Source organism: Paenibacillus sp. FSL M8-0228, assembly GCF_038007385.1.
Lineage (GTDB): Bacteria > Bacillota > Bacilli > Paenibacillales > Paenibacillaceae > Paenibacillus > Paenibacillus polymyxa_D.
The window spans coordinates 1,922,964-1,940,279 of record NZ_JBBOXA010000001.1; the positions used below are offsets into that span (position 1 = coordinate 1,922,964).

Annotated in this window: 16 protein-coding genes, 1 tRNA gene and 1 pseudogene; 12 read left to right on the forward strand and 6 right to left on the reverse strand. The window is 42.6% G+C overall.

Features of this window, described 5'->3' with window-relative positions; genetic code table 11:
* Window positions 1–66: 66 nt before the first annotated feature.
* The 3 genes from MKY98_RS09010 to nspC all read left to right on the forward strand — a co-directional run bounded on the left by MKY98_RS09010 (window position 67) and on the right by nspC (window position 2,998).
* Window positions 67–336, forward strand: a complete 270-nt coding sequence (locus MKY98_RS09010; protein WP_069012172.1) for a bacteriocin immunity protein — start codon at window positions 67–69, stop codon at window positions 334–336.
* Window positions 337–650: 314 nt separating this feature from the next.
* Window positions 651–1,850 (forward strand): saccharopine dehydrogenase family protein, encoded by a 1,200-nt coding sequence (locus MKY98_RS09015; RefSeq protein WP_016819676.1) that lies wholly within the window; start codon window positions 651–653, stop codon window positions 1,848–1,850.
* 8 nt (window positions 1,851–1,858) lie between these two features.
* Window positions 1,859–2,998, forward strand: coding sequence for a carboxynorspermidine decarboxylase (gene nspC / locus MKY98_RS09020; RefSeq protein WP_029516665.1), 1,140 nt, complete (start codon window positions 1,859–1,861; stop codon window positions 2,996–2,998).
* 108 nt (window positions 2,999–3,106) lie between these two features.
* Here the strand turns inward: nspC and MKY98_RS09025 are convergent, their stop codons facing one another.
* Entirely contained in the window at window positions 3,107–3,601 is a 495-nt protein-coding gene (locus MKY98_RS09025) for a hypothetical protein (protein WP_069012171.1), read from the reverse strand.
* A 326-nt stretch (window positions 3,602–3,927) separates the two neighbouring features.
* Window positions 3,928–4,422 carry a hypothetical protein gene (locus MKY98_RS09030; RefSeq protein WP_039269955.1) on the reverse strand — a complete coding sequence of 165 codons (495 nt, stop codon included), beginning with the start codon at window positions 4,420–4,422 and terminating at the stop codon, window positions 3,928–3,930.
* A 286-nt stretch (window positions 4,423–4,708) separates the two neighbouring features.
* Here MKY98_RS09030 and MKY98_RS09035 point away from each other — a divergent pair, with 286 nt between their 5' ends.
* On the forward strand, window positions 4,709–5,224 hold the full coding sequence (locus tag MKY98_RS09035) for a hypothetical protein (protein WP_069012170.1): 516 nt from the start codon (window positions 4,709–4,711) through the stop codon (window positions 5,222–5,224).
* A gap of 70 nt (window positions 5,225–5,294) precedes the next feature.
* The gene (locus tag MKY98_RS09040; protein ID WP_039269957.1) at window positions 5,295–5,804 is read left to right on the forward strand and encodes a GNAT family N-acetyltransferase; all 510 of its coding nucleotides are present in this window, start codon (window positions 5,295–5,297) and stop codon (window positions 5,802–5,804) included.
* Between the two features lie 108 nt (window positions 5,805–5,912).
* On the opposite strand, the gene MKY98_RS09045 is transcribed toward MKY98_RS09040, so the two are convergent.
* Window positions 5,913–6,347, reverse strand: coding sequence for an N-acetyltransferase (locus tag MKY98_RS09045; protein WP_039269959.1), 435 nt, complete (start codon window positions 6,345–6,347; stop codon window positions 5,913–5,915).
* A gap of 394 nt (window positions 6,348–6,741) precedes the next feature.
* Between MKY98_RS09045 and MKY98_RS09050 the strand changes: the two genes are divergently transcribed.
* A tRNA-Leu gene (locus MKY98_RS09050) sits at window positions 6,742–6,826 on the forward strand.
* Window positions 6,827–6,918: 92 nt separating this feature from the next.
* Here MKY98_RS09050 and MKY98_RS09055 read toward each other — a convergent pair.
* Window positions 6,919–7,449: an NAD(P)H-dependent oxidoreductase gene (locus MKY98_RS09055; protein WP_069011057.1), complete on the reverse strand. Its 531-nt coding sequence runs from the start codon at window positions 7,447–7,449 to the stop codon at window positions 6,919–6,921.
* Between the two features lie 197 nt (window positions 7,450–7,646).
* Between MKY98_RS09055 and MKY98_RS09060 the strand changes: the two genes are divergently transcribed.
* On the forward strand, window positions 7,647–8,003 hold the full coding sequence (locus tag MKY98_RS09060; protein ID WP_029516671.1) for a winged helix-turn-helix transcriptional regulator: 357 nt from the start codon (window positions 7,647–7,649) through the stop codon (window positions 8,001–8,003).
* A gap of 169 nt (window positions 8,004–8,172) precedes the next feature.
* Window positions 8,173–9,354: an enoyl-ACP reductase FabV gene (gene fabV, locus MKY98_RS09065; protein WP_069011058.1), complete on the forward strand. Its 1,182-nt coding sequence runs from the start codon at window positions 8,173–8,175 to the stop codon at window positions 9,352–9,354.
* A gap of 111 nt (window positions 9,355–9,465) precedes the next feature.
* On the opposite strand, the gene MKY98_RS09070 is transcribed toward fabV, so the two are convergent.
* Window positions 9,466–9,669: a hypothetical protein gene (locus MKY98_RS09070; RefSeq protein ID WP_069011059.1), complete on the reverse strand. Its 204-nt coding sequence runs from the start codon at window positions 9,667–9,669 to the stop codon at window positions 9,466–9,468.
* Window positions 9,670–9,837: 168 nt separating this feature from the next.
* On the opposite strand from MKY98_RS09070, the gene MKY98_RS09075 reads away from it, so the two are divergent.
* The 3 genes and pseudogenes from MKY98_RS09075 to MKY98_RS09085 form a co-directional block, all read left to right on the forward strand.
* The gene (locus MKY98_RS09075) at window positions 9,838–10,989 is read left to right on the forward strand and encodes a sn-glycerol-1-phosphate dehydrogenase (protein ID WP_069011060.1); all 1,152 of its coding nucleotides are present in this window, start codon (window positions 9,838–9,840) and stop codon (window positions 10,987–10,989) included.
* A gap of 197 nt (window positions 10,990–11,186) precedes the next feature.
* Window positions 11,187–12,293, forward strand: a complete 1,107-nt coding sequence (locus MKY98_RS09080) for a GntR family transcriptional regulator (RefSeq protein ID WP_039270176.1) — start codon at window positions 11,187–11,189, stop codon at window positions 12,291–12,293.
* A gap of 267 nt (window positions 12,294–12,560) precedes the next feature.
* Window positions 12,561–12,944 (forward strand): annotated as a pseudogene (locus MKY98_RS09085) (ribulokinase); the annotation flags it as partial.
* A gap of 205 nt (window positions 12,945–13,149) precedes the next feature.
* Here MKY98_RS09085 and MKY98_RS09090 read toward each other — a convergent pair.
* Complete coding sequence (locus MKY98_RS09090; RefSeq protein ID WP_341010832.1) at window positions 13,150–13,734, reverse strand: XRE family transcriptional regulator; 585 nt, start codon at window positions 13,732–13,734, stop codon at window positions 13,150–13,152.
* A 295-nt stretch (window positions 13,735–14,029) separates the two neighbouring features.
* Here MKY98_RS09090 and MKY98_RS09095 point away from each other — a divergent pair, with 295 nt between their 5' ends.
* Entirely contained in the window at window positions 14,030–17,269 is a 3,240-nt protein-coding gene (locus tag MKY98_RS09095; RefSeq protein ID WP_341010833.1) for a hypothetical protein, read from the forward strand.
* The last annotated feature ends 47 nt before the right edge of the window (window positions 17,270–17,316 follow it).

Here is a 17,316-nt window from a genome sequence, read left to right on the forward strand (position 1 = left end):
CGCTTACAGAAGAAGGGATGGGCCCACACATTGCCGATCATACTCAATACAAAGGAGGGCAATTATATGAGTCTGGATCAAGCCAACCAGGAACTCCAAAATTTAGACCGTTTAGAACGAAGTGAGCTTATAGAGTTAGTGGAAAAAATCATCAGAGATGAGGGAACAGAAGAGGAAATCGACAGTATGCTGACCATAGTGAAGCAAAATACGCCCCATCCGGGGATCAGTAATTTGATCTACTGGGATGATCGTGATTTGAGTGCGGCAGAGATCGTAGATGAGGCATTACGCTATCAGCCCATCATTTTACCACCCCATGAATCTTCTCCATAGGATGTGGAGGGGTGGTCTTTTGTTTAGAAATAAGATAGTATTAATTCTTTAGGGCTATGCGCATTATATTCAAAAAAACTTCCGTTAAACGTGTGCTGACTTCCCTGGGGTGTATGGGGTAATAGTTGTTTTCTGTTCACTCTACGGAGTTTTATGCCTAATTTTGGGTTTTGTAAAGTTTTTGTGACATGCTCCTGTGAATTTTGACACAGCAAATTATCGTTTTTCTTGATTATTTGGTGGGATGTCTTTATAATCATTTTGTTTGCAAGAATGATTAGCGATTAGCGTATGGAATAAGGAGGTTATTTATTTTGGGAAAAGCATTGATTATTGGCGCCGGTGGCGTGGCCAGCGTTGTGGTGCATAAATGTTGCCAAAACCCAGATGTATTTGAAGAAATTTGTATCGCAAGCAGAACTGTTGAGAAATGCGATGCGCTTAAAGAGAAGCTGGGTGGAGGTCGTACGAAGATTCAAACGGCTCAGCTTGATGCTGACAACACCGACATGGTCATTGACTTGATTCGAAGCTTTCAACCGGATGTAGTTATCAATGTGGCTCTCCCTTATCAGGATTTGACGATAATGGATGCTTGCCTTGAGACAGGTGTTCATTACGTTGATACGGCGAACTATGAACCGCCGGATACGCCGAAGTTTGAATACAGCTGGCAATGGGCCTACAAAGAAAGATTCGAAAAAGCAGGAATTACAGCTCTGCTGGGCAGCGGTTTTGATCCAGGCGTGACTGGAGTATTTACGGCTTATGCTCAAAAGCACTACTTTGATGAAATTCATACGATTGATATTGTGGATGCGAATGCAGGGGACCACGGATATCCTTTTGCAACTAATTTTAATCCGGAAATCAATATTCGTGAAATTACGGCGAAGGGCCGTTACTTTGAAAACGGAGAATGGATTGAAACTGAGCCACTTTCTGAGAAAAAGGTATACGACCTTCCTGAAATTGGACCGAAAAATATATATCTTTTGTACCATGAAGAACTGGAATCTCTTGCAGTGAATATTAAAGGCGTGAAAAAAATCCGCTTCTGGATGACGTTCTCGGACAATTATCTGAATCATTTGAATGTACTTCAAAACGTAGGCATGACTTCGATCGAGCCTATTGATTACGAAGGACAACAAATCATTCCACTGCAATTCCTGAAGGCTATTTTGCCAGATCCGGCTTCTCTGGGTCCAAGAACAAAAGGCAAAACAAACATTGGTTGCATCATCCAAGGTGTGAAAGATGGAAAACCAAAAACGTATTATGTTTACAATGTTTGTGATCATGAGGAATGTTATGCAGAGGTTGGCTCCCAAGCCATTTCTTACACAACTGGTGTTCCTGCCATGATCGGCGCCATGCTTATCATCAAAGGTCTCTGGAAAAAGCCAGGCGTTTACAACGTTGAGGAATTTGATCCAGATCCATTTATGGAAGCCCTAAATAAACACGGATTGCCATGGCAAGAGAACTTTACGCCAACGTTGCTTGATTGAGGTCTGCGATGAATATTGATATTACAGGACTTCCATCACCTTGTTATCTTGTTGACGAAAGACTTCTTGTCAAAAACCTTGAGGTTTTAAATTCCGTTCAAGAACGGACAGGCTGCAGTATTTTGCTCGCTCTTAAGGGATTTTCGATGTTTTCGACCTTTCCTCTGGTTGGCAAATACTTAAAAGGGGTAACCTCCAGTTCGTTGTTCGAAGCTAGACTTGGTCGCGAAAAAATGGACAAGGAAGTTCACGTATACGCACCTGCTTATGTTGACAGTGAATTTGATGAGCTATTGGAGTATGTTGACCATATTGTTTTCAACTCCTTTGATCAACTGAAACGCTACAAAAGCAGAGTGCAAGGCGTAACTTCCAAAAAAATCGACATCGGCATTCGGGTTAATCCGGAATATTCGGAAATCGAAACGCCGTTGTATGATCCTTGCTACAACAACTCCAGAATGGGTGTGACTCTGGCTAACTTTAGACCTGAGGATCTGGATGGCGTGGACGGTATTCATTTTCATACGATGTGTGAACAGAATTCAGATACGCTGGAGCGCACCATTAAAGTCGTGGATGAGAAATTCGGGCCATACATTAAAAACATGAAATGGCTCAATTTCGGCGGCGGTCACCATATTACCAGAGAAGACTATGATCTGGACACGCTGGTACGCTGTATTCAATATTTTCAGGATAAATATGGTGTGCAGGTTTATCTGGAGCCGGGCGAAGCTATTGCTTTGAATACTGGATATCTGGTGGCTACTGTATTGGATACGATGAAGAACGGAATGGATATTGCCATTCTGGATACTTCGGCTGAATGTCATATGCCTGATGTGCTGGCTATGCCTTACCGCCCGAATATCATTGATGCAGGCAAACCTGGTGAGTATGCACATACTTATAGACTTGGTGGGCTTACGTGCTTGGCCGGAGATGTAATTGGAGACTATTCCTTTAAAGAGCCATTGAAGCCAGGAGACAAGCTTGTATTCTGCGATATGGCCCATTACACCATGGTCAAAAACCACATGTTCAACGGAGTCAACCTGCCAGCCATCGCCAGCTACAACGACGAAGAAGGCATTAAGGTAATCCGTCAGTTTTCCTACGAGGACTTTAGCTCTCGTTTGTCGTAAGAAATAGATGTGATTAAATGACTGTACCGAAGAATGAATGAACTACAAAAGCCTCGCCCCTTGAGATAGGGGCGAGGCTTTTTTGTATAGGAAACTGAATTAGTATCTTTATTCCTCAATTTTGGCGGAAATCTTGTACCAGAACAATTGACCGATTTCGTAGCCTGGCACTCCCACTTCTAAGTAGTACTCTTTGCCAGCCTCAAGTTTTTTACCTAAAGTATTCTGTCCTTCTTCTGTTGTTTTAATCATATGACCATCGCTATCTGTTAGAGTCAAATTTAACCATGCATTAGGATACTTATCCCCTTCAATTTTAAAATCAACCCACTTGGTCTGAAAAGCTTTAAATTTATACATATCGTAAGTATCATAGTCTCTTCCTTCAATGAGTTCCCCTATGGTTCCGTATATATCACTACCTAGCCAAACTTCGCTGGCCTTATCATACCAATTGTTAGGCTCCCTGTCAGTTCCATTACCGAAGAGTTGGTTGGTTTCCTTTGCAACTGGTACAGAATCTGCTTCTGCAGCTAAAGCGACACTGGCAGTAGTACTCAACATAAGTGTAAGACCTAATGAAGCTAATAATGTTTTTTTCATGAATAAGAGCCCTCACTTTTTTGGTTTATATTCATTAAGTATACATATTAATTTTAGGTTGTTATTCTATACCATTCACTAAATAATCATATACAAAAAAGAAATAACAATACGTGAGTATAATAGAATTCTTGTTATAAGATGGTGATTTTCCATGATGCAGAAGCTTATACCAGCCATAAGCACGGAGAAGGTGTTAGCGTTCATCCGTAGTTCTCCTACGAGGATAGCTGCGTTTGTGGTAAGACAGGAGTTGTTAAAAGTGGTAAAAATGTGGTCCTGAAAAAGGATCGTGTTTTTTTGTTAACTTCAATTTATCCTTTGATCTACTTGATCGTAGAAGTAATTTTATAGTCGAATAATTGTCCTAACTCAGCACCGGGTGTTTCTACGACCAGGTAGTACCATTTGCCAGCTTCAAGATTTTTACCTAAAGAGTATTCACGATCATTTGCATATCTAATGAAGTGTCCGTTACTGTCAGCCAAACCAAGTCTCAGCCATGTATTAGGGTATATGTCCCCTTGAATATTAAATTGATACCAACCAGACTGAAAGGCTTTAAACTTATAATAATCGGTATTGTCATAACCTCCATCAATGTGTTTGCCTATTTCCCCATAGATGTCGTCTCCTGCCAGTATTTCACTAGCTTCATCGAACCAGTTATTAGGCTCTCTGTCAGTCCCATTTCCAAAGAGCTGGATAGATTCCTTTTGTAAAGCGGGTGCTCCTTCTTGAGCTTCTTGAGCAGATGCAACAGCGGAGGATGTGCTTAATAGAAGTGCAAGACCTAGTGTGGAAAAAACTGCCTTTTTCATTTAATAATCTCTTCCCTTCTTTTGTTTTGTGGGATATATATGATATATTACTAATCCCATCCAGTATTATATAGTGTATTACAATAAATTGGAATAATAAACGAAAATATATATTTTTTTGTCACAATTATGTGTTTTTACAAATTTATTCACCGAACTTCGACATATAAATTGACCAACTTGCTGTATACTATAAAGTTCCATCTTAATATGCTTTCATGAAAAGGGGCATTCTATTTTAGAGGTAACAGAAGCTATGTTATACTCAATAATTGGAGGTGGAAAAATGTTCGACCCGACGGTTTTTGATAATTTAAAAGTGGCTATGGAAAATGCGGTTTACGATCTGGATAATTTGGATTCACGTATTGACATTACTCAGCGGATCGATAGATTGGAAATGTCTGTGATGTCGCGTGAATTTGGCGTACAGTTCAGACTGAGGGAACAGCCGGATGTGATGGCAGAACTTCAACTAAAGATGGATTTAAACAACTTGGCTGCGGAAATTTTGGAAATCAAAGATCAAATTCCGGGATGTGTCTTGTTGCTGAGTTTTTACATGGAAATTCGTGATATTGAGTCACAATGCAGGCGGATTGAAAATATACTGACCGAAATTTGGAAGCCCGATCTTCGATCGGTACAAACGCTTAGTCAGATTTACGGAGAGAAGACACCTACATACCAAAATAGGATTGAACTCCGATTTTCCAGACAAATTAATGAAGATCAGATGGAGGATATTCCAGAGTTATTGGAACATATGTTGCTGACACTTATGGAATTAAACAAGGTCTAAACATCCCTCTTCCTCTTAATAAAGACAGCCTGTCATTTGGGGGATTTAGAGGTAAAGGAGCTAGGAATATATGATAAATGAACACGATTTTTCTGAAATATATGCGATTATGGAGTCTTCTTTTCCAGCATCAGAATGCAGGACGTTTGAGGCTCAAAAGGCTTTACTGAAGCATCCAAGCTATCGTATTATCACTGAAAAGAATGAGCAGGGCAAGGCAGTGGCTTTTTTGGCAGGCTGGGAATTCGCGCATTTTCGGTTTGTAGAGCACATTGCGGTAGATTCCCGTATACGAGGTGGCGGATTAGGCAAAAAACTCATGAGTAGTTTTATCTCACAGTCTGATAAACCGGTAGTACTGGAGGTTGAGCCACCAGGGGATGAATGGACACGGAGAAGGATTGGTTTTTACGAACGTTTGGGGTTTCATCTAAACCATTTTGACTATGTACAACCCCCATTAAGAGAAGGACAGGCTGATCTGCGGCTTCAAATTATGAGCTATCCAGGTGCGCTGGCTGAACAGGATTTTGCTCCGTTTAAAAAGATTTTATATACCGAGGTTTATGGGCTTAAATAAGAGACTACATAGTCAGTTGTATTAAATAAAAGCAAAAGGCTCTGCTTAAGCCGTATTTCTACGGGAGCAGAGCCTTTGTGCTATAAAGCTGTTGGTGCTTCATTATTGTTAATGTTGTGTCCATTTCATCACGAATTCTTTCTCGTCAGTTTCGGTATCTACAGATTCCTCTTGAATGGTAAATCCATTTTTAGTGTAAAAGTTAAATGCTTTCGTGTTTGACTGGTACACCTTTAATTGAATCTCATCATGTTGCTCCTTAACCCAATCTAATAGTAACTTGCCGTAGCCCTTTCTTTGAGAATCAACACGTATAAATAGAGCCGCCAAGTATCCATCCAACATGGAAACGAAGCCGCCGATGCTATGATCATCTTGTATGATAACGTAGTTTTGAGCGAGGGGAAGGTACCTGTTCTCCATCTCAGTAGCTTGTGATGCCCAATACTGCGGAGCAATAAAATGGTGGGCTTCTACGGAAGCATCCAGCCAGATGGCTGCCAGTTCCTTGAACTCTTCTACATTCGCGGGTCTAATCGACATCGTAACGCCTCTTTTCACAGTATGTAATCCTATTCCGATAGTCAAGTATGAGAAAGATGTTGTTGAAATAAAAAAGACCGTCCGAGGACGGTCTTTCTACCCGTGGCGCTTAATTAAAGCTTTGATCCGTATCCCGCGCCTCCGTTAACTCTGTAAATTAGAGAATAACGGACCGGGTAAGGGATACGTTCAACATGTGATTATTGATGTTGACGCACCTCCTTTCCTGATGAACCCATTTTACCATATCTGGTTTGTGATATCCAGTGATTTTCTTATATTTACGGGAATGATTCATAGAAAATATAAGATAAAAATAGCTTGATTTTATGTTCTATGGAAGATATAATCTAAATTACCGTGATTGAAAAACATCGGTGTGAATACATAATATGCGGTCGTGGCGGAATTGGCAGACGCGCACGGTTCAGGTCCGTGTGGGCTAACCCCCCGTGGAGGTTCGAGTCCTCTCGACCGCATCATGCCTAACATTTACAGGTTCTTGGATTGGCTGGATGCCACCAAGAGCCTGTTTTTATATGGGTAAGATGCGTGTACTATTATAACTATTTTATTTATACTGAAATATATATTTGATATAATCCTTTGCACTCTGATTAATGTCTTCGTCACTTGCTTGAAACGAGGCTCCAAAGACAGCGAAATAGGGTAATGTTATGGCGCCAACATGTACTGCGCTTGCTTTAAAAGGTGCTATAACTTCATCAACAGTGAAAGAAACGGAACCAGTAGGTAAGTAATTTTCTTTTTTATCGCCAATGGACATGGCTATCCCTAGCTTCTTTCCTTTTAACTTATCACCTTGTGAACCATAAGCCCATCCGTGAGTAAAAACATCATCGAACCACTTTTTTAATAAAGGTGGGTAACTATACCAATATAAAGGGAATTGAAATATGATATTACTATGTTTTTCAAGTAACTTTTGCTCTCTCAAAACATCAATGCTCCAGTTTGGATACTCTTTATAAATCTCATGAATAGTAATTTCATTGGTATACTGAAGTAATTCTTGTTTCCATCTTTGATTTACTCTGGAATCTTCAATATTCGGATGTGCTAAAATCACGAGAGTTTTCATCATAAATCACCTTTCTTACATAGCATCATTTGTTTTTTGTTGGTACGTCTTATTATTCTGTACGCTATAAAAAAAGTAAATACACACAATAAAGTAATATAGTTACTAGAAAGTGTGCATGGTACTTAGAGTAAATATATGGGATTATAGAATTAATCAGATCAACTTAGTTATTTTAGCGTTGAAGAGGTGGTCGTATGAAACAATATAATTTAGGCATAGAAGCAACACTTGAGATCATCGGAGGTAAGTGGAAATCCTTAATCATATGCTTACTAATGTCTGGTAGAAAGAGGACAAGTGAATTACAGCGCAGTATTCCAGGCGTTTCTCAAAAGGTTCTTATACAGCAGCTCCGTGAACTTGAGAAGGATGGCATCATTGGCAGACATGTGTATAATCAGATGCCTCCAAAAGTGGAGTATTATATAACGGAATATGGTATAACAGCAAATGAAATAATTGATTTAATGTGTTCTTGGGGAAGAGCTAATATCAAAATAAGACAACAGCAAGGAGAAGATGTGATGTTGTTAGAATATGATTCAAAATGAATAGTGGAGTAAAAAAGCGTTATAGACTACGATGTTTGCGGCGGTTTTCTTCGGCTGCCTTCAAGTGCTATGTTATATGTTGAGCCACAAGCTGATTTGCTATATAGTAATGACTGGACAACCATTCCATCCATATTAAATGAATGCCAAAGTAGGGGGACCATTTACAATGATTATTAAACCGAAAATTCGTGGTTTCATATGTACGACTGCACATCCTGCAGGATGTGCGGCTCATGTTAATCGTCAGATCAACTACATCAAAGACAGTACATCAATACAAGGAGCTAAAAAGGTACTTGTGATCGGAGCATCTACTGGATATGGGCTGGCTTCTCGTATTGCTGCGAGCTTTGGGCTGGGAGCGGATACCGTAGGGGTATCCTATGAACGTCCCGCATCAGAGGGGCGCACGGCTTCAGCAGGCTGGTATAATACAGTAGCCTTTGAAAGAGCGGCCAGAGCAGCTGGCTACATAGCAGAAAGCATTAATGGAGATGCTTTTTCTCATGAAATTAAGCAGGAGACATTGAAGCTGGTAAAGGAAAAGCTGGGCAAGGTAGACCTGATTGTGTATAGTGTCGCTTCACCGCGACGGACACATCCCGATACGGGTGAAACCTTTAATTCCGTTCTCAAGCCTATCGGACAGTCTTTTTCTAATAAAACAGTGAATACGAATACAGGTGTCGTATCAGAAATTACGCTGGAACCGGCTACGCAGGAGGAAATTGAGAACACCATTACGGTAATGGGTGGCGAAGATTGGTCCTTGTGGCTAAAAGCGTTGGAAGAAGCTGATCTGCTGGCTGAAGGGGTAACCACACTGGCTTACTCGTATATTGGTCCCGAAATTACGGAGGCTATCTATCGTAAAGGAACCATTGGCCAAGCTAAAAATGATTTGGAAGCTACAGCACATACTCTAACAAAGCAACTGGAACGTTATCATGGAAAAGCCTACGTTTCTGTGAATAAAGCTTTGGTTACACAATCCAGTTCGGCTATTCCAGTCGTACCATTGTATATTTCTTTGCTGTTTAAGGTCATGAAGGAAAAGGGACTGCACGAGGGATGTATTGAGCAGGCACAACGTCTGTTCGAGACGCTATACAGTGGGTCCACTGTGGAAACGGATGAAGAAGGACGCATCCGTCTGGATAACTGGGAAATGAGAGACGATGTGCAGCAGGCTGTCAAAGTAGCTTGGTCTGAAATCACTACAGAAAATGTATCTGAATTGGGCGATCTCGAACAATACCGTCTGGATTTCCTCCAATTATTTGGATTCGGGTTTGATGAAATTGATTATGAATTAGATGTTAACCCAGAGGTAGACACGACTTCATAAGTGAATATGTGTAAAATAAAAACGGGTACTCTCAAGCGATGCAATTGGCTTAAGAGGCCGTTTTTTTATATTCTAGCAAAATACAAGTTGCACTCGTTTCACTAACAGCATTTATCGAGAATTAGACGTGGAAAGCGACTTACGGTGCAGCAAGCGAAAAACGGCAATGGTAATGATAATCCCCGCAATGCCAAAGATTGCAACAGAAGTCAGGGCCCGGTAAGCTTGCCAGCCGAACAAAAATGCAATACCACTGCCAAACGTTGTACCTGCCAGTAACCCAAGTGCGCAGGCAATATCCGTTCCAAATTTCATAAACATGTTCCTTTCAAATGTATAAATTAAAAAGTAACTTGTACTTTTTCTCTGGACTTAGACACACACTTGTGCGTACAATTAAATAGTAATCGTTTTCAAACGGAATCTATTAATCATTATGTATCATTCTTGTGCAAATTATTCCTTTTTCAGGAGGCTGATGAAATGAATATGAATGAACAGATCAAGCTGTGGAACGAAGAGGCGCAGGCTAGTAACGCTGATCATCCTCACCGAAAGGTTGAATTGTTTATTGAGGTACGAGATGGAGCATTGGAGGCTGTTGTTCCTTATTTGAACCAACAGGATTATCGTCATGTAACTCTGGTAGAAGATGAGCATACTTCGGTTGCGGCTGGAAAAAAAGTAGCTGAGCTGATCCGGGAGGCAGGTTTGACAGTTGATGTAGTCCGTTTACCTCCGAATGCTGTAGGGGATGTCATTGCTGATGAAACCTACATTATGAAGGTGCTGCTGGGTGTGGCGGATAAGAGTCAGGCTGTACTTGCTGTAGGTTCTGGCACGATTCATGATCTGGTTCGCTTCGTATGTTATAAAATGAATCGTCCCTTCTTGTCAGTACCGACGGCTGCCTCGGTGGATGGTTTTACCTCCGCAGGCGCACCACTGATTGTGGACGGTAGCAAGCAGACATTCCAAGCAGTTCCGCCAGAGGCGATCTTTGCTGATTTGTCCGTGCTGGCAAATGCGCCACAGACGATGACTGCCGCAGGTTTTGGCGATATGCTTGGTAAGTTCACCTCACTAGCGGACTGGCATGTTTCCAGAGATTTGGGAAACGAGCCGTATTCGCCTGTGGCTAATCGCATTACCGAGGAGGCTTTGCGTGCCTGTGTAGAGCATGTCGATGAGATTGCGGCAGGCAGCAAGGCTGGTGTCGAGGTATTGATGAATGCGCTGATTGCATCCGGTATTTCGATGCTGATGATAGATCATTCCCGTCCAGCGTCAGGGGGAGAGCACCATATTTCCCATCGAATTGAAATGGATTTTATTGCAGAGGGACGCAAGCAAGTTTTGCATGGTGCTAAAGTAGGCGTAGCATCCGCATTGCTGTCTGACCTGTACAGGGATTTAGCATCCAGTCAAGATGTAGAGGCTTTTAAGGTGTATCAGGCTTTGCCTACGTCGGAGCAGATGCGTGCATGGCTGGCTCAGGTCGGAGGCCCATCTACCATTGCCGAGCTAGGAGTTACGGAGGAACAGCTCGCTCGTGCATTGCGCACGGCTCATACCTTGCGTGATCGCTATACTGGGCTCAAGTATATGAACGAACATCAATTGCTTCGTTCGTAATGTGCAACATCTACGTAAATTGTCCTTAGATATTCAGCCAATCTTGTGTGGCAAGGAAGGGATAAGCGAATGGGTTTACACCTCCGGCAGCAATACGAGGATATCCTGCTCCTGTGACATTTGTATGTACAAATGAACGGTATGCTATAATCGTGGAATATAAACAGGTACACGATATTGCGAGTACGGAGGAAATTATGGCGCCAAAATATATACAAGTTAAACAGGAAATTTTGTCCTGGATTCATTCATCCAGACTTGAGCCGCAAAGTCAGCTTCCATCTGAGCATGAAATGTCTGAACGTTTTGCCGTTAGTCGGCAAACGGTGCGTCAGGCGCTGGGTGAGCTGGTGCAGGAAGGCTGGCTGTTTCGGATGCAGGGCAAGGGAACCTTTGTTGCGACACGTGACAGTAAACAGCCCGAAGATCCAAAGATTATTGGAGTCATTACAACCTATATTTCGGATTATATTTTCCCATCCATTGTACAGGGAATTGAATCCAAATTGAGTCGCCAGGGCTACAAGATGCTGCTGTCAAGTACAGGTAATGACCCTGAGCAAGAAAGTCAGTGCCTGGAAATGCTGTTAAGTCAACCGCTGAGCGGAATTATTATTGAACCGACCAAAAGTGGAGAGCGTAACCCCAATCTGAACTATTATTTAACCGTGGAAAATCGCCAAATCCCTTATTTGATGATCAATGCGCGTTATGAAGAAATGGATGCGCCATGTCTGCGAGTAGATGATGAAAAGGGTGGTTTTTTGGCGGCCGAGCATCTGATTAAGCTGGGACATCGACGCTTGGCCGGATTTTTCAAAACCGATGATATGCAGGGGATTCTTCGTATGAAGGGATTTGTTGCCGCTCACCGCAAATACGGAGTGACATTACACCCGAACGCAGTAACGACTTACCGGACAGAAGAAAAAAATGAGATTCCGCTACAACGTGCGTCGAGGCTGCTGGCGATGGAGGCGGGGGAGCGTCCTACTGGATGGATGACCTATAATGATGAGTTGGCTGTTCGACTCCTGGATATTGTACGTTCGGCGGGTCTGAATATACCCAATGATCTATCGCTGGTTGGGTTTGATGATTCGTTTTTGGCGACAGCAACAGAAATCAAGCTAACGACAATTCGGCATCCAAAGGAAGAATTGGGGTTACGTGCTGCCGATACCATGCTGTCGATGATTGAAGAGAAGGGGTACCATGAAGAAGATCGTCAGTTAATTCTACCGCCTGAGCTCATCGTTCGTGAATCTACAGGGCCTGTCCAGGTCATGCCTGGAGAACACTAGGCTGGGAGATCAGTCACTTTTATTACTTAACATGTAAGGACAGGTTAGTAAGTATACAGCTGTAACGCTTCATATTTGATGGGCATGGTTCTCGCCATACCGAACAGTCTGTTTTCTGGATTGCAGAAATAGACTGTTATTGTTATATCTTTTCTGAAAATAAGTACATAAATCTATCGAAAAAACATAAAAAGGTTAGCTAAGTTGTACGTACAACTATATAATGAAAGCAGAACCAAGAATAAAGGGTCAATGCAATCGGTCTGTAACCGTTCTCTGTTGGTCGACACTAACCTGACAGGGCTTATTGTCGGGTATACGTTGCTGACGTAACCGGACGGGAATTTATTTAAGGTTGCAGCTTCCACCCAAACTCCTGCGCTGGGTGCGGCCATGTTCGCAGCAGTGGCTGCGGGAGCTGAAACTGGAGGATACAATGATATCATCGAAGCAGCGCGTCATATGGCACGTGTACGGGACTAGAGCTTCAAACCGATCCCTGAGAACGCGGCCGTGTATGATAAGCTGTACGAGGAATACTGCCGTCTTCACGACTACTTTGGACGTGGAGGCAACCCGGTGATGAAAAAGCTAAAGTCCATTAAGGAAGAAGCCGGACGTTCAACTGAAGCGGCAAGCATTCATTCTTAAGATACTGACAAAATATAAGCAAGAAATATTTAAAGCTCTGTTATCTAAAAAGCACAGTACACCGAGGAATCGGCAGACTGTGCTTTTTGCAGTTTATTTTCTGTGAAATTACATGATGTGAAAGTCTCAGCGAATGAAAGATGGTAATGCGTTCCTTTCAAAGACTTTCATGAAAATTACAAACATTTCTCTTTTACGGACATTTTTACTTTTTCAGCATGGCATCAGCAAACAAAATGGATTTTGGAATACGGAAAAACTGTTCCGCCTGATCCTGGAAGGTTTGCGAAGGAACGGTACCCTGATGCAACCATTTCCGAAATGTACCGGGGTGAACTCCAATCCAATGACTCACATCGGTCACCGAAATATCATGTACCATGCATAGACCCGCCAAAATCCGATTTTTAACCGGAGAGCGAGTCACAGTCCGTTTCATAAAACGGGACGGCGCTGGTTGACAGATGAGTGGTGAACGCCGGACAACCTCTTCATTAAATAGGATATGGTGCGGATAACCAAGTGTATTACACGTCTTTTCCAGATTAGTGTTGCCGGGAATGCGACCTTCATATACCCACGCACTGACACTACGGGAGGAAATGGAAAGCTCCACGGCAAGTTGGGACAGTTTAATGTCATTAGCCATCAAAACGGCAAGCAAAACGCGATTGCGCACCTGACAGCGTGTTGGTTTACGAAAACGTTTGACACGCACGCCTTTTCCCAAATATTTGCGATTGATCAGAGACCACGCCTGAATGGAATGTTTATCTTGTTGTTTAGGCATATACCCTCCGATTTTTTTAAACACATACTACTATACCCGAAGGGGGGTTTGCAAGTGGCTCCTCTCCTGATTTTCTTTTAATCCCATGGGCTTAACCGGTTTATGGAAAATAAGGTCCATTTGGCCTATAAAAATGGAAGTTTAAGGTGCCGACATATTAAAATGTGACATTTTTAATGGAAATGGAGGTAACATGTTCTTCTCTTACAATTGTAAGGATGTACAGAGATAAAAGTGGGTCCTTGCAGCCCGACATGGATTTTTTTGACGAGAAAAAAGGAGGTTATACAGCTAGATGATTTGTAAAAAGGTAATGGTATGGTTTCTGACGGCACTTTTAGCAACAAACACTTTGCTGTGCTTGCCTAGTGTGGCAGGAGCGGAAAAACAAGATTTAAAGGACGGAATGCAACTGGATCAGGCAGGTTTGGTACAGGAGGAGCAGGAGCTTTCTGATGAAACAGTTTCTTTCAATCCGCCTACCTCTGCAACAAACAGCGTTTATAACGCACTCATGATGAGTTTGGCAGCGGTGGAGTATACGTCAATTGTTATCGAACCTGGGGAAACCTATGAATTCGAGAATACAGATACGATCAGTAAGTCCATATATAGCAACGCTTCTCAATCAAAAGGCATTTTGTACGATAGTGTAAGTTACAAAGAGGACGGAGACATCAGCACTGTCCATATGGACTATGGCATAAGCCCCATTGGTGTTCCTGGGGGAGGCACAGCGTTTATTACGAATACAGGAACAGCAGCATTAACCGTAAAAGTAACGGACGTCTTCACCTACAGTACATCAGAGGACCCGGCACTAGAGCGAGTTACGGTCTCTAAGAATGAAAGCTACCGGATTGTGAATGAAGGATGGACAGCCCGTTCCATTCAGCATGATGGGTCAAATGCAGACAATCGTCGTTTTGATTATGCAAAATACAAGGCAGACGGAACTTTATCCGCTTCCGCCCTTAATAGTATTGCTCATCCCACTTTGGGTGATGGCGAGGAACTGATTATTACAGGTTCCACTACCAATGCGGTGACCTTCGGATTTCCATACGGCAAATACAGTATAGAAAGCACCGGCGAGCCGGCTTATGCGCGGGTTACCCTAAATCAGGGGGAAAGCTACCAATTTATCAATGTGGGAACCCGATTGGATACGGTGGAAAGTGACGGTACATCTAAAGACAAACTTGACTATGTTGTTTATTTGGCAAACGGAACAGAGGCCTCCCGCGGCAGTGGCACTACGGCGAAGCCGCAGATTGCTGTGGACAGATACGCGGTAATTACCCAGGTCACTGCAAACCCGGTGACATATGGGGCTCCATATCGCAATTTTATTGCCCGTCCAGTGGGTGGAGATGCAATCAGCCGTGTGGAGCTTGAGGTAGGCAAGAGCTACGTTTTCCACAACAATGGTACGCTGATGAATCCGATCTACAATAACTCCAAAAAGGTAGGAAGCTTGTTCGACTATGCTATTTACAAGCCGGATGGAACGGTAAATTCCTCTGGTTTTAACAGCCAGTCTGGTCCCATGATCCCGCCTTCGGGATATGCCATTGTGACTGTGATTGGTCCGAATCCTATTATCTTTGATTATACAGATGATTTTTCCTGGGAAACGAGTAGCCATCCTGCTTTCTTGCGGGTAACACTTTCGAAAGGTGAAAGTTATGCTTTTACCAATATTAGTGATCATTTGAGGAATCTGCACAGCACAGCCAAAACTGTTAAAGGAAAATTTGATGTGGTCCTGTATAAAGCAGATGATACAGAGCAATCCAGGCGCAATACCGGGAACTCAACCTTTTTGGTTGGCGCAGGTAAAAAGGCTAGTGTGACGGTAACCAGTGACACGCCAATCACGTTTGGGGGTATCTATCGGAGCTTTAAGGCCAGCGAAGATGATAATGGTATTGGGCAAACGACGCTGGAGCCGGGAGATTCGTACATTTTCCGCAATCATGATAGCAAATCGAATTCATTGCGGCATGACAAAAGTAGTGGAAGTGCACGCTTTGATTCGGCAAGCTATCGAGGGCTTCGTTTACTGACATCAGATCATTTCAACAATACAGTGGACCCAGAGATTGTTGCGGGCGGTGAAGCCATTGTCACCAATGTATCCGATCGGCCAATCACCTTTATTTACAGCAGTAAGGTAGAGGCTATGCTTAACGCACAGGCAGCCTTCCATCGAATTACATTGAAACGCGGTGAAAGCCGGAAATTTATAAATGTTAGCACTTTGGACAAGGCCCTTGACGTCATTTCGGTCAACGGTATGAAATGGAATTACATTAATTATAAGGCAGATGGGACAGTGTACAGCCAGGCTAAGGATACAACTCAATTGCCATTGGTACAGGCCGGAGGTTATGCCATTGTAACGACGGTTTCGGATGTGCCAGTGACTTATGGAGCTGTATTAGGAATATTCGATGTTGAGGCTGCCGAGGTGCCAACAGGCAATCAGGTTACCATCAAGAAGGGAGAAAGCTATGTATTCCATAATATTGGCTCACAGGCTTCCTCATTAACCACAGATGCTTCAGACACAAGCCGTCTCTATGACTATGCCATGTATGGAGAAGGTAGCGGTGTGAATTCCAAGGTGGATAGAGCAGGTATGAGTGTTTCATTACCTGAGATCTCACTTGGAGCAGGAGGTACACTTGTTGTAACCGTCACTTCGCCGCAAGCTGTAACCATTCATTTCAACAATGACATTAAAGCAGATCCAAGCACAGAACCAGCATTATTAAAAACGTCTTTGTCTGGCGGCAAACAGGAAGTATGGATCAATCGCGGGAACCAGGAAGCACCTGTTTTGACGAATGCGAAAGCAACGGGTGGAACATATCAGTTCACTGTTGCAGATCATGCTGGAAAAGTGATTCGTGAACATAAAGAGGCGACAGACACTCAACAGCAAGTGCCAGCTAACGGAAATATTCATCTCGCCGTAGCTGCAACTACTCCTGCTGTTAACTTTGGAGCGCCTTATCGTGTGTTTGCTGTAAAAAATAACGATGACAGCAAGATGGACGAGCTAATTGAGCTTATAGATAAGGAAGTTGACTTTACGGTAGGCCAACAAGGGAAATATCGGTTTACACCCAAAGAAGACGGGATTTACCGTTTTGCGGTGAAGGAGAAATCCAACTTTGCTGCGCAGCAGCCAATTCTAGCCTTGTTTACGGACCCTGATTTTAGTAGTCAGCTTGTCTCCTCAACTGAGCAAGCACAAATATATGGTTGGGATTACACGGTCTTAGAGTATGAGATGAAGGCAGGTCAAACGGTTTATGTGAAGCTGTCAGAAATTAATAGCGGTGCATTGCAAACTGTAATTAAGGCAGCCCATATGGCGCTTGGCAAAGATACTTCATACGAATACGGCAAAGGAAACCGACTGAATAAAGTTATCTTATTCACCGGTGATCAAATTCAATTGGATTATGATTTAAACGGAAACATCATTAAACGGACAAAAAAGGTATTTCCTTTTACAGATTAAAAGGATGTCTTGGCTTCGAAAAAATATAACAGATCATTAGATGTATA

Coding starts and splice junctions, on each gene's coding strand:
- MKY98_RS09010 (WP_069012172.1), top strand. CDS start 67: ATGAGTCTGGATCAAGCCAACCAGGAACTCCAAAATTTAGACCGTTTA.
- nspC (WP_029516665.1), top strand. CDS start 1,859: ATGAATATTGATATTACAGGACTTCCATCACCTTGTTATCTTGTTGAC.
- MKY98_RS09025 (WP_069012171.1), bottom strand. CDS start 3,601: ATGAAAAAAACATTATTAGCTTCATTAGGTCTTACACTTATGTTGAGT.
- MKY98_RS09030 (WP_039269955.1), bottom strand. CDS start 4,422: ATGAAAAAGGCAGTTTTTTCCACACTAGGTCTTGCACTTCTATTAAGC.
- MKY98_RS09035 (WP_069012170.1), top strand. CDS start 4,709: ATGTTCGACCCGACGGTTTTTGATAATTTAAAAGTGGCTATGGAAAAT.
- MKY98_RS09040 (WP_039269957.1), top strand. CDS start 5,295: ATGATAAATGAACACGATTTTTCTGAAATATATGCGATTATGGAGTCT.
- MKY98_RS09045 (WP_039269959.1), bottom strand. CDS start 6,347: ATGTCGATTAGACCCGCGAATGTAGAAGAGTTCAAGGAACTGGCAGCC.
- MKY98_RS09055 (WP_069011057.1), bottom strand. CDS start 7,449: ATGAAAACTCTCGTGATTTTAGCACATCCGAATATTGAAGATTCCAGA.
- MKY98_RS09060 (WP_029516671.1), top strand. CDS start 7,647: ATGAAACAATATAATTTAGGCATAGAAGCAACACTTGAGATCATCGGA.
- fabV (WP_069011058.1), top strand. CDS start 8,173: ATGATTATTAAACCGAAAATTCGTGGTTTCATATGTACGACTGCACAT.
- MKY98_RS09070 (WP_069011059.1), bottom strand. CDS start 9,669: ATGAAATTTGGAACGGATATTGCCTGCGCACTTGGGTTACTGGCAGGT.
- MKY98_RS09075 (WP_069011060.1), top strand. CDS start 9,838: ATGAATATGAATGAACAGATCAAGCTGTGGAACGAAGAGGCGCAGGCT.
- MKY98_RS09080 (WP_039270176.1), top strand. CDS start 11,187: ATGGCGCCAAAATATATACAAGTTAAACAGGAAATTTTGTCCTGGATT.
- MKY98_RS09090 (WP_341010832.1), bottom strand. CDS start 13,734: ATGCCTAAACAACAAGATAAACATTCCATTCAGGCGTGGTCTCTGATC.
- MKY98_RS09095 (WP_341010833.1), top strand. CDS start 14,030: ATGATTTGTAAAAAGGTAATGGTATGGTTTCTGACGGCACTTTTAGCA.